The organism is Paenibacillus sp. LHD-117, from assembly GCF_030929555.1.
Classification (GTDB): domain Bacteria; phylum Bacillota; class Bacilli; order Paenibacillales; family Paenibacillaceae; genus Pristimantibacillus.
Genome location: NZ_JAVFVT010000001.1, coordinates 225,146 through 238,051 on the forward strand (window position 1 = coordinate 225,146; position 12,906 = coordinate 238,051).

Sequence of the window (12,906 nt, forward strand, 5' to 3'; positions counted from 1 at the left end):
TCGTATACGGCAATTAAGGTCCTAAAGGAGACGTTGAGAAGATGTCTATTTTAAAAATACAATCTTTGACTTGCGAGTATCATACCCGGTTAATAGGCAGCGATGTCGCGGCTCCTAGATTTAGTTGGATACTCGAAACCGGTAACCGCCGAGCTGTAACGCAAGTTGCCTATCGAATGCAATTGACCACTCAAGAAGGCAATTATTCAGCTCCAATATGGGATACTGGCCGTGTCGAATCCGACCAATCGATCCATTGCGAGTATGGAGGACCTGTTCTCGTACCTCGTCAAATGTATCGATTCCGGGTAAAGGCTTGGGACAATGAAGGCAACGAAACCCCTTGGAGCGAAGAAGGCGAATTTGAGCTGGGGTTACAACTTTCGGATTGGAAATCCGAATGGATTACCCCAAATGATGCAGCTATACCAGCGGATGCTGAAGCTGCCTTCCTGCTCCGTAAAGGGTTCAATCTTCGATCGGATATCGTTTCAGGTCGGGTATACGTAACGGCGGCAGGCATCTATGAGCTTTATTTGAACGGGAATAAGGTTTCGGAAGACTTATTCGAACCAGGTTGGACCAGCTACCATCATCGCATGCAGTTCCAAACCTACGATGTCACTTCGTATCTTCGTAACGGGGACAATGGAATTGGAGTTATGCTTGCCGATGGCTGGTACCGCGGCGGATTGGGATTCAGTGGCCGGAATTATCATTATGGGGATCGGCGTGCGGCACTGGTGCAGCTTCATGTCCGGTATTCGGATGGAACGGAAAATGTCATTACTTCAGATACGACCTGGAAGGCTGCTACTGGGCCTGTGTTATATTCGAATATTTATCATGGAGAAGTTTACGACGCCCGCTTAGAACGTACAGGTTGGTCTGATCCCCTCTTCGATGATTCGTCGTGGGCAGCCGTACAAACCGTCGATTTGGGCTTTAATCAATTGGTCGCTCAAGAGAATTGGTCGAACGTGGTAACGGAGGTCATTTCCCCTGTTGAAACCATTGTTACGCCGGCTGGCGATCATGTCTTGGACTTCGGACAAAATATGGTTGGCAGGGTGAGGTTTCGTGTAAATGCCCCTGCGGGAACCGTTATAACCTTACAACATTCTGAAGTATTGGATTGTGACGGGAACATTTACTTTGGAAATTTGCGTTCCGCTAAGCAGGCCGTAACTTATGTTACTCATGGCGGAATGGAAGAGTACGCACCTCATTTTACGTTCATGGGCTTTCGTTATGTCAAGGTAACTGGCTATCCGCTTCAGGATAACCAATTGCCAATCGAAGCCTTCGATGGTGAAGTCATTCATTCAGATATGATGGAGACAGGCTATTTCGAGTGTTCGGATGAACGATTGAACCAACTGCAACGGAACATCAAATGGGGGCAACGCGGCAATTTTTTGGATTTGCCTACAGATTGCCCGCAACGAGATGAACGGTTGGGTTGGACAGGCGATGCTCAGGTGTTCATTAGTACTGCGCTCTTCAATTACCAAGGGGCCCCTTTCTTTATGAAATGGTTGCGCGACCTGAAGGCTGAACAGCATGAGGACGGAGGCGTACCCTACGTGATCCCGGATATCGTCGGAGGCGCAAGCTCCGCAGCTTGGGGGGATGCGGCAGTTATTTGCCCTTGGACCGTTTATCAGTACTATGGGGACTTGCGGTTGCTCGAGGAACAATTCGAGAGCATGAAAAAATGGGTGGAATACATCCGGGCACAAGGCAAAAACGAGTATATGTGGAATACGGGATTTCACTTTGGAGACTGGCTGGCGTTAGACGCCAAAGAGAACAGTTATATCGGATCGACGCCGACATCTCTCATAGCTACCGCTTATTTTGCGTATTCCACGCGCATTGTCCGAGATGCAGCACTGGTATTAGGACGAAGCGAAGAGGCGGATCGGTACGAAGGACTCTACCAGAATGTTCGACAATCATTCCAGGATGAATTCGTAACGAAGACGGGTAGAGTGGCATCACCGACCCAAACCGCACATGTGTTAGCACTTGTATTTGATTTGGTGGACGAGCATGTGAAAAAGCGGGTAGCAGCCGATCTTAACGATATGATCGTGGAAAACGACTATCACCTCTCGACCGGCTTCGTCGGGACGCCGTATCTCTGCTTCGCATTGTCTAATCATGGATATCATACAACTGCCGTGCGCCTGTTAATGCAAGAAAGTTATCCTGGTTGGCTTTATTCGGTATCAAAAGGCGCTACGACAATATGGGAACATTGGGATAGCATTAAGCCCGACGGTTCGTTCTGGAGTGACGATATGAATTCGTTTAATCACTATTCCTATGGTGCAGTTGGTGATTGGATGTATAAGAAAGTGGCAGGTCTTGATTTTTCAACGACTGTTCCAGGATTCAAAAGAACTCGTATCGCTCCACTTTTTGGTTCGACTAAGTTAACCTTCGCTAAAGCAAGCTATCTTTCGATGTATGGGCAAGTCGAATCCAGTTGGCGTATTATCGGTGATCGCATTGAACTGGAAGCGATCATACCTGCAAATACAAGCGCCGAAATTGTTCTAATGGGAGCCAAGGCTGGCGATATTGTCGAGAATGGAATCACACTAGATCAAACAAAAGGTATTCTATCCATTACTGAAAATGATGATCATGTATTGATTATGGTCGGTTCAGGTGAGTACCGCTTTCAGTATTCGGCGGCAGAACTCTTCCGGGAAGTTTATGACGTGAACACGAAATTAGTTGAAATTCTGATGGACGAGAAGGCGACTGCCGTCATTCGGGAACATGCTCCCAATCTTCTTGAAGGTACGTTGGTTAATTTAGCCAAGCCGTTGTCTCTTGAGCAAATAAGCAATAATACGATGATGAGAGTCTCAAGTCAGAAGCTAGAGCGAATTGTAGAAGAACTAGCCGTACTCTAATAGGCATCCCTCTTGTCAGACAGTGAATCAAATCCGTGACTTCATGGATGGAAACTGTCTGTCAGAGGTCAAACCGATCTAAGCGGAATCTCTCGGAATGAGCGCAGCGTTAAGCTGGATTTTTTCGATGGAGGTTCCCGGGCGCGCGATCCGGCGCTCGAGCATTTCGATCGCTCGATTACCCAGTTCCTCTTTGCTTAGGTTAACTGTCGTCAATCGCGGCGAAGATAAAGCGGCTTCTTCAACGTTGTCGATCCCCGCTACGTATGCGTCGTTCGGAATGGAGACGCCAAGCTGCTGCAATCTCTGCATCCACTTGAGCGCGATGTCGTCATTCGCGCCGATCCAACCGTCCGGCCTATCTTCCGGCGCCAGCCGCAGGAAGCGACTGGCGGCGGTATCGATCCAATTGCCATCCCCATAAGTGAGCTCCCACTCCCGCAGCTTCGCGTCGCTTCCACCGTAACGCTCTACGGCGAGGCGGGCGCCTATTCGACGTTCGGCAAAGCTGGTCGAAAAGGCGATATCGCTGAGGAATACGATATTCCGGCATTGTCTGGATACAAGAAGATGATGCGCGATCTTAATGCCAGCGTCGATGTTGGCATGATTGACTTCATCGCAATCAAGGAGCGGCTCGCTATGGTCCAGCAGCACCAGCGGTTTCCCGGTCCGAGCCATCAACTGAAGCGAAGAGTAAGGGGGCGTGCCCATCACGATGAGCCCCAGACAGCTGTCCCAGTTCAAATGCGGCGCGATGGCTTGCTGCGGCGTAAGATTGGATCTGGACGGGAATGATAATGGCTGGGAAACAATGACATGATGCCATCCCTTCTCGCCGCTGCTCACAATAAGACCCTCCAAGACTCGCTGCCAATAAGCGGAATCTCCCCGGATCGATGGGTTGATGCAGATCAATACAAATGATGACGCGGCGCTGGATACGGGCGCGGCGGTTTTTTGCTTCGGCAAGCCGTATCCCAGCGTCTTGGCAAGCTCCAGCACGCGTTCGCGCGTCGCTTCACTGACGCCTGATTTGCCGCTGAGCGCGCGGGAGACGGCGTATTTGGATAAGCCGAGCTGATCGGCTATCGTCTGGATAGATACTTTCTGAGGCATAACCATTCTCCTTGCTTCAGGTAGATAACGAACCTAACTTAACAAAATGTTGTTATTGACGTATATTATCAAACAAATTAGACTGAAAGTACATAACACCATTATAAAATAACATAACAAAAATAACAAACAAACATTTTGGAGGTTATTATGAAAACATTGCTTTTTTATGATACATCGTTCCCTTATGAAGGCCAGCGTCCTTCCGAAGAAGCCATCAACGGGGCATCGGCATGGGCGGAGATCGCGAACGCGGATACGTTGGCAGATCGGCTCTCGGAAGGCGGCTTTGCAACGATCGTATATTTGCATGGCGCGTATTTCCCGAAATCCGCATGGAATGAAATCCGAGCATTCCTTGCAAGCGGAGGCGGGCTCGTATTCGCGGGCGGCGTTCCGTTCCGCAAACCGGTCGTTCAAGATGGTGATGGATGGAGAGTAGAACGGGAGCAAATTGCTTACCATCAGCTGATGAATATTCACGATGCCCTGCCTATAGATGTTAGCAAAGTTGAGCGACTGGCCGCAGCCTCCGAGTTTCCGCTGCTGCAAGGGAGTGAAAATCTATTTGCAATCGAACCGACCTGCGGTTTGACGCTTCATCCGACCAAATCCAGCGATTTCCCTAGCGAGATGGGCTCTTGCGGCCCGATGGACGCGCGTATTTATCCGCTGCTTATGGGCGTTGATCGTGATGGCAGGGAGAGATCGGCTCCGGTTGTGCTCATCGAAAATACGAACGGGGATTACGCCGGCGGCAGATGGGTGCTCATCAATCAGTCGCTGCAGTCGTCGTTCTGGAACGGCGCGGGTATTGAGCTGCTGCAAGAGCTGGCGCAATATGCGGGACGCGGCGTAACTGAGCTGTGGGTGAAGCCGAATTATGCGGTGTTCGAGCCGGGCGAGCAGCCTGGGCTGACGGTGCAGCTGCAGTCGTTGTCGCGGATTGCCGTTCCCGAGCAGCAGTGGACATTCGCGCTGACAGTCGGACAAGACGGCCAAGAGCCGGTATGGAGTGGCGTCGTTCAGGCTAAGACGGGACCGGATAAGAGAGAGCTGCAACCAATCCGCATTGCGGTTCCGATTGCCGTGGACAAAGGGCTGTACCGCGTCCGCTGCGAGGTTCGTTCGGATGCCGGAGACGTCCGGCTGATGACGCAGGCGTTCTGGGGAATGGACCGGGAGCTGCTGCAAAGCGGGGAAGTGCTGGAATGCGGACGCGATTATTTCGTTCGCGGCGGCCGTCCTGTCCCAATCGTAGGCATGACGTATATGACTTCCGACGTATCGCGCAAATTTCTCCATCTGCCGAACGTAGAACGCTGGGAGCGGGATATGGCGGAGATGAAGCGCGCCGGCATCAATCTGATCCGTACCGGCATCTGGACGGGATACCGGACGATCATGTTCACGGATGGACATGTCGTCGAAGATGTGATGCGTGCAATCGATGCCTTCATTCTGACCGCGAAGCGTCATGAGCTCGAAGTGACGTTTACGTTTTTCTCGTTCGCGCCGGAAGCATGGGACGGAGTCAATCCGTATTTGGATCCGAGAGCTGTGGAGGCGCAGAAACGTTTCATCGCTTCCGTCGTTTCCCGACATGTCGACACAACGAACGCCCATTGGGACTTGATCAATGAGCCGTCCATGTTCGATCCTAAGCGTATATTCGAGGGGCCGCGCGCCGTGGCCGACCGGTTCGAGCTTCAGGCATACACCGAGTGGCTGCGGGAGCGTCATGGGAATGACATCGCGAAGCTGCAAGAGCAGTGGAATATGACGCCTGGCCAGCTTCCGTCGTTCGAAGCGGCAACGCCTCCGGACCCTGACGATACGCATTTCGACAGCGTGCTGCAGCCGAAAAAATGGGGCCGCTGGATCGACTACACCTTGTTTACAATGGATATGCACAACCGGTGGGCATCGGAGCTTACGGAATCGATCCGCCGTTCGAATCCGAATCAGCTTGTGACCGTCGGGCAGGACGAGGGCTTGGGCGCGCAGAGACCGTCCCCTTTCTTCTACGAGCCTGTTATTGACTATACAACCGTTCACAGCTGGTGGCTGAATGATCAGCTCGTATGGGACGGCATCTTCGCTAAGACGCTGGATAAGCCGAATTTGATTCAAGAAACGGGCATTATGCACATTCAGCGCCCTGACGGCATCGCGAAGCGTACGGAAGAAGAGCTGCGCAACATATTGGAGCGGAAATACGCCTATGCGTTCTCTACCGGCGGCGCCGGAGCCGTACAATGGATTTGGAACATCAACTATTATATGGACAACGCGAACGAATCGAATATAGGAGCGCTGCGCGCGGACGGCACCCAAAAGCCGGAGGCTGACGTATCGTACGATTTCGGACGATTCATGGGCGAGATCGGACATCTCTTCGACGGCCGCGAGCTAGAGGATGTTGCTGTCGTTTTCCCGTATTCCAACGATTTCTCTAGCCGAAAACATGCTTTCCAAGCGACGACTCACGCGATTCGCGTACTCAGCTACGGCATGAACATCCATCCGCGCGGCGCTTCCGAATACCATCTGGAACAGCTGGAGCGCGAGCCGGCAAAACTAATTATCGTGCCTAGCGCGCATAACTTCAGCAATGAAGCGTTCGAGCAGTTGATCGAGCTGGCTAAGCGCGGCAGCACGGTATTATGGACGGGCCCGCTGCGCAGAGACGCTTATTGGGGACCAGCCATTGAGCGGCTTCAGGCGGAGATCGGCGAGACGGTCCACGGCAATGTGCTGCGCGAAGAAGCGCTGGAGCTAAGCGGCAAGACCTACGCGGCATCGTTCGGAGACCGCAAGATCGGCACGCTCGCCATCGACCGGCCGATATCCAGCGTTAACGGAGCTCAGCGTCCGATCACGGTCGAGCTCGGCAAGGGCCGTTTGATCTATTGCCCGCTGCCGCTGGAGCTGAATGACCGTTGGGACACGCTGCAAGCCTTGTATGCCGACGCGTTCGCCGTATCCGGCGCCGAGCGGGAGCTGGAGTGGAAGAGAAGCGGTGAGCTTCCGGGCGTGTACGGACGCAAGCTTCCATTCGCGGAAGGCAGCCTATACATCTTCGTATCCGAGTTCGGTTCCGACACCGAGGTGGAAGTCCGCGATCCACGGACGGGCGCTGAATATGCGTTCACCTTGGAGAAGGAGCGGACGGTCATGTTCGCTGCTGATAACCAAGGGCGTCTGATCTCCGTCTACCGTCCGGATGAGGTCAATGTGCGATCTGCTACTCTATCATAATTTTTGTTAATAGCTAAGGGGCTGTCTGGCTGTCATAATGACAAGGACAGCCCTTGTTTTGTCTGTACAGCGTTTGCCGAGATTCTTTCCGCTTCTTCTTCTACAGGAATATACGCTCTATTAGTGCAAGTTCAAAAAGATCGCTTTTCAGTACCGAGAAGTTTGAACGAAGCTAGAAACTGAGTAGCGGAGCGTAGCAGAGCTACGTGAGCAACGGAAGGTTCGGCTGAATTCAAAATTCGATGTTGAGTAAACGTCTAGAAATACTTCGTAATGTGAAGCGGGCTTTTTGAACAACCTCTATTAAGGATGTGACGCCATTGATATCGCCTCCGTCAGTCAGAAACTTCAGCATATTTACCAAGCTGGTCGCCTCTCTCCTCATTGTTATGCTGCCGATCTACGGCATCAGCTTCTACATGAACCAAACAGCGGAAGAAAACGTCCATAACGAAATTTCAAAGGCGGTCGTATCCAGCGTCCACTTCTATGTCAGCTCCTTCGAGACGGAAATGCAGCGTCTCATGAGGCTCAACAAAGAGCTCATCTTCGACGACGACATTCAAAAAATGGTGACAATCGCCGAAGCGATGGACGATTATACTCGCGCCCAAACGATATTAAGCATTAAAAACAAGCTGTACCTGCTCAAGACATCCAGCCCATATGTCAATGACGTCCGGGTGTACATCCCGACGCTTGGACGAGGCATCTTCGCGAGCAGCTTCGACAACCACATTGCCGAGGATGAGCTAGGCGCGCTGGAGAAAGCGGGCAACCGATATAACGCACCTTTTACGTATTGGAAAAACCGATTGCTGCTCAGCGAAGTTTATCCCCCTCCGTTCCAAAATGTGGACACGACAATCGCGCTTGCCGTCGAGCTGTCGAACGAACAGCTTCGGCATTCGCTGAATCAGATCAGCCAAGTAAAGGATTCCGGCGCCGCTTTCGTCAATATCGAGCAGAACTGGATTTTTTCCGACGGGAAAACAAGCGGAGATATTATGGCCGCGCTGCAGCAGCTCATAGCGGAGCCGCAATTCAAGGATCAAACGAGCGGTCAAGGCAATCTCACGGTGCAAGGAGTGGACTACATCGCCACGTTCGAATATTCGAAGCTGCTTGACACTTACTTGGCTGTCTACGTTCCGAAGGAAGAAGTGTTAGGACCGCTTGCCAAGTACCGTACGCTGCTATGGCTGCTATCGATCATCTCGACTGCAGTACTCGTATTGTTCGCCTATTGGATATTCCGCCTGATCCATCAGCCGCTCAAACGTCTCGTCATCTCGTTCCGGCAAGTGGAGAAAGGAAATTTAAAAGTAGAGATTCATCATCAGAACAAGGATGAATTTCATTATTTGTACGAGCAGTTCAATGCCATGGTGAGGCAGCTGAACCATCTCATCCGCGAAGTGTACGAGGAGCGGATCCGGTCTCAGCAATCCGAGCTAAAGCAGCTGCAATCGCAGATCAACCCGCACTTTTTGTACAATAGCTTCTTCATCTTGCAAGGTCTAGTACGGATGAATGATAATGCGACAGCGGAAACGATGATGCAATATTTAGGCGATTACTTCAAATTTATTACGCGCACCGGGACGGAGCATGTCACCTTAGAGCAGGAGATCAGCCATGCCAGAGCTTATACGGACATTCAATCGATACGGTTCTACGGAAATATCGAGGTGGAGTGGGGAGACGTGCCGCAGTCCTATGCCAAGTTGCAGGTGCCGCGAATTATATTGCAGCCGCTTGTTGAAAACGCTTATGTTCACGCCTTGGAGGACAAGCTGGAGGGCGGCCTGCTAAACATAAGATTCGAGGAACGCGACGGCTATCTGCTCATCATCGTGGAGGACAACGGGGATAAGCTGCGGGATGACGCACTCATGACGATACAGGAGCAGCTTCGCGGCAGAAAGCCGATCAAGGAATATACCGGCCTATTCAACGTTCATCGCCGCTTGCAGCTGAAGTACGGTGATCACTTCGGCCTTCATGCGGCAAGGAGTGTATGGGGCGGCTTGCGGGTCGAGCTCAAAATCCCTTACCAAGAGGAGGAACGCCATGTATAGGCTGCTGGTTGTGGACAATGAACCGATTATCGTAGAGAGCGTGCTGGACCTGCTGCAGAGAACGGAAACGATTGAATTGGATATATGCGGGGCGTATTCATCCATCGAAGCGCTAAGGCTGCTCGAAACGACCAAATTCGATATCGTGCTGACGGACATTCGGATGCCCGGTATGAGCGGCTTGGAGCTGCATCGTGAAATATTGAAGCGGTGGCCGTGGTGCAAAGTCATTTTTTTATCCGGTTATGACGACTTTGCATTTATCCAGGAAGTGATTCGGAACGGCGGCGTCGATTATTTGTTGAAGACGGAAGGCAATGGAGCGATCATACAAGCTGTGCAGAAGGCGGTTCAAGCGTTAAACGACACGATCGAAAAAGATAATTTGATCCGGAAATCCAAAGAAAAGCTGCAGCATATTCAGCCTTATCTGCAGAAGGAGCTGCTGCTCGGACTGGTGCGGGGAGAGACAAATGCCCGCTTGCCGCTTGAGAAGCCGTTCGAGGAATTGAACGTACCGCTTGGCAGCAAAGCGGAGACGATGACGGTGATCGGAAGAATTGACGAATGGAGCGGGACTGCGACTTCCGTTGACCAGTCCTTGCTTTTGTTCGCGGTGCGAAACATAGCCGAAGAATATTTGTCCGCATCGACGCTTCAAGTGTCCTTCGACTTCGATCATCGAACGAAGCTGGCTTGGTTCATACAACCGAAGGAGGTCGGCGCCGGCCAAGGTTCCGTCTCTCCCGAGCTTCGTCAGCGCTCGCTGGGGTTTATCCACGGCGCTTTCGAGATGATCCAAATGACGTGTAAGCAGATGCTTAAGCTGAGCTTATCATTCGCCGCAGGCAATGACTACCGAGATTGGAGCGACATTCCCGAGCAATTCGAGCATCTGCAGCTGCTCCTTAGCCATGGGCTCGGTCTTGGACATGAATTGCTGCTGCAAGAGAGGCGAACGCCGGAGCTGGAGCCTTCCGCTATCGACCGCGAGCTGCGCAAGCAGCTGGGCAAATTGAAAGTGCTGCAGACGCTGCTGGACAACGGCCAACGAGATCAGTTTTTTGTGGAATACGGTTCTTTGATGCAATTTGTAGCGGCATCCTCCCCGCAATCAGCTTCCGTGAAGACGGAAATTTATTTTACGCTCGTATCGATGTTTATGTCTTATTTGAACCGGTGGGGCGTGCAGGAGGAAATCGGCAAACATACAAATTTGGGGAAAATGACGATGCTGGACTGCCATCACCATTGGATGGAAGTGGTGGACTACTTCTATGCGCTTGCGGATCTCTTGTTCGCCCACAAGATGTCGGGACAGGGCTTGCAAGAAAATGATGTGATCCGCCAAGTCCAGCAATACGTCAATCAAAATTTGGCCGGCGACTTATCCCTGAACCGGATCGGCGAGGTGGTTGGCCATAATCCGTCTTATCTGTCCAGGCTGTACAAACAAATTACGAGCGAGGGCTTGTCCGATTACATTATGGCGGCCAGAGTCGCGAAGGCGACGGAGCTGCTGCAAGAAAACCGGCTCAAAATTCACGATATATCCAAAGCCGTCGGATTTTTGTCGGATCAATCGTTTTATCGCTTCTTCCGCAAGGCGACGGGTGTCACCCCCCAAGAGTGCAGAGAGAACGCAGCAAAGTCAACAGATGCGAGTGAATAGTAAACATCGGTGAATAGATGACCTTCTTGCGCGTGATCTATAATTTGGTTGTCAGGAACATTTATAGTCAAGGGGGTAACGAAATGTTAAGACGCAACTGGAAATTATCGCTATTGGCAAGTGTAATGGTGTTTTCGACATTGACCGCATGTTCGGGCGGTGCAGGCAACGGGGAGGAAGGGAACAATTCCACGAACGCGCCGCAGAGCGATAAGCCGGCCGTACAGGATGGACCCTTCGTCAAGTATGATCCGCCGATCGAAGTACACGCGATTCGCGGCAGCTTGCCGGATGACCGGTTCAAAAACGGCGACACGATGGACAGCAACGTATGGACGAAAGAATACGAAAGCGCGCTCGGTATTAAGCTCATTTACGATTGGGTCGCGGATGGCAACGGCGGAGATGACAGCGCTTTCAATAAAAAATTAAACGTTGCGATCGCTTCCGATGAACTTCCGGATGTGCTCGGCGTATCGATGAAGCAATTGAATCAGCTCGTTGAAGCCGGCCAAATCGCCGAATTGACCGAGGTGTATGACAAATATGTATCCCCAGAGCTGAAGGAGCTGGCTAACCAAGACGGCGGATTGGCGCTGAAGTCGGCTACGTTCGACGGCAAGCTGATGGCGATTCCGAAGTTCGGCGGCAACATTACAGGCGCCGATGTAGTCTGGATTCGAACCGACTGGCTGGAGAAGTTGAACCTGCAAGCACCCAAAACGATGGATGAGCTGCTTGCCATCTCGGAAGCGTTTACGACACAAGATCCGGACGGCAACGGCAAAGACGATACGTTCGGTTTGGCGCTTACGAAAGACCTGTACGGCGGTATGGCGAACCTGACCGGATTTTTCAACGGCTACCATGCGTTCCCGAACATTTGGGTCAAAGACGCTTCAGGCCAAATCGTGTACGGCAACGTGCAGCCGGAGATGAAGCAGGCGCTTGGGAAGCTGCAGGAGCTGTACAAAAACGGCCAGCTTGACCGCGAATTTGCGGTGAAGGACGGCGGCAAGGTGACCGAATCGATCTCCCAGAACAAAGTAGGTATTCAATTCGGCGCCAACTGGAACTCGTATTATCCGCTTAACGACGCCATTAAACAAAATCCAGGCATGGACTGGAAGCCTTATCCGATTGTCTCGATCGACGACAAGCCGGCGCAGCCTGGACTTGGATTCCCGATCTACGAATATTACGTGGCAAAGAAAAGTTTCAAAAATCCAGAAGTAATCGTTAAAATGCTCAACCTGCAGCACGAAAGATTTTACGGCGAGACCGGCGATTGGGAGAAATATTCCGTAGACAAAGAAGGAACGGAAATCTTCCAATATCCGCTCTTCCAAGTGTTCCCTCCTAACAAAGACGTACCGGACAATTTCGAAGCGATCAAAAAAGCGTTTGAAACAAAAGACGCATCCGCGCTCAATCCGGAGCAAAAAGCGAACTACGACAAAATCGTCGCTTTCCAAAACGGAGACGCTGCGCAATGGGCGGTCGACCGTCAAACTGGTCCTGTGGGCTCTGCCTTTGAAGCATTGTCAAGCTATCGGGAATATGCAGTGACGACCTCTTTCCTCGGCGCGAGCACACCTACGATGGTCACGAAAAAAGGAACGCTCGACAAGCTGGAAAAAGAAGTGTTCACCAAAATTATTATGGGCGCCGCTTTCATCGACTCATTCGATAAGTTCGTCGAAGACTGGAAGAAGCTTGGCGGAGATCAAATGACGCAGGAAGTCAACGATTGGAATGCCGCTCAGAAATAGTTCGTTTGCAAGGAGGAAGAGGGTGAGTCTTCATTCTCTTCCTTTTTTTCCGCCAGAGGACGGCGACAGCC

General features: G+C 51.6%; 6 protein-coding genes. 5 read left to right on the forward strand and 1 reads right to left on the reverse strand.

Annotated features, from left to right (window positions below; genetic code table 11):
- The first annotated feature begins 41 nt into the window (after nt 1-41).
- A complete protein-coding gene (locus tag RB620_RS00715) occupies nt 42-2,930 on the forward strand; it encodes a family 78 glycoside hydrolase catalytic domain (RefSeq protein ID WP_308091580.1) in 2,889 nt (962 codons plus the stop codon).
- A 78-nt stretch (nt 2,931-3,008) separates the two neighbouring features.
- On the opposite strand, the gene RB620_RS00720 is transcribed toward RB620_RS00715, so the two are convergent.
- Nucleotides 3,009-4,049 carry a LacI family DNA-binding transcriptional regulator gene (locus RB620_RS00720; RefSeq protein ID WP_308091581.1) on the reverse strand — a complete coding sequence of 347 codons (1,041 nt, stop codon included), beginning with the start codon at nt 4,047-4,049 and terminating at the stop codon, nt 3,009-3,011.
- A 150-nt stretch (nt 4,050-4,199) separates the two neighbouring features.
- Between RB620_RS00720 and RB620_RS00725 the strand changes: the two genes are divergently transcribed.
- The 4 genes from RB620_RS00725 to RB620_RS00740 all read left to right on the forward strand — a co-directional run bounded on the left by RB620_RS00725 (nt 4,200) and on the right by RB620_RS00740 (nt 12,835).
- Complete coding sequence (locus RB620_RS00725) at nt 4,200-7,310, forward strand: beta-galactosidase (RefSeq protein ID WP_308091582.1); 3,111 nt, start codon at nt 4,200-4,202, stop codon at nt 7,308-7,310.
- A gap of 320 nt (nt 7,311-7,630) precedes the next feature.
- Complete coding sequence (locus RB620_RS00730) at nt 7,631-9,391, forward strand: sensor histidine kinase (protein ID WP_308091583.1); 1,761 nt, start codon at nt 7,631-7,633, stop codon at nt 9,389-9,391.
- Nucleotides 9,384-11,063, forward strand: coding sequence for a response regulator transcription factor (locus RB620_RS00735; RefSeq protein WP_308091584.1), 1,680 nt, complete (start codon nt 9,384-9,386; stop codon nt 11,061-11,063). The genes RB620_RS00730 and RB620_RS00735 overlap by 8 nt, the downstream gene beginning before the upstream one ends.
- A gap of 83 nt (nt 11,064-11,146) precedes the next feature.
- On the forward strand, nt 11,147-12,835 hold the full coding sequence (locus RB620_RS00740; protein WP_308091585.1) for an extracellular solute-binding protein: 1,689 nt from the start codon (nt 11,147-11,149) through the stop codon (nt 12,833-12,835).
- Nucleotides 12,836-12,906 lie beyond the last annotated feature (71 nt).

Coding starts and splice junctions, on each gene's coding strand:
- RB620_RS00715 (WP_308091580.1), top strand. CDS start 42: ATGTCTATTTTAAAAATACAATCTTTGACTTGCGAGTATCATACCCGG.
- RB620_RS00720 (WP_308091581.1), bottom strand. CDS start 4,049: ATGCCTCAGAAAGTATCTATCCAGACGATAGCCGATCAGCTCGGCTTA.
- RB620_RS00725 (WP_308091582.1), top strand. CDS start 4,200: ATGAAAACATTGCTTTTTTATGATACATCGTTCCCTTATGAAGGCCAG.
- RB620_RS00735 (WP_308091584.1), top strand. CDS start 9,384: ATGTATAGGCTGCTGGTTGTGGACAATGAACCGATTATCGTAGAGAGC.
- RB620_RS00740 (WP_308091585.1), top strand. CDS start 11,147: ATGTTAAGACGCAACTGGAAATTATCGCTATTGGCAAGTGTAATGGTG.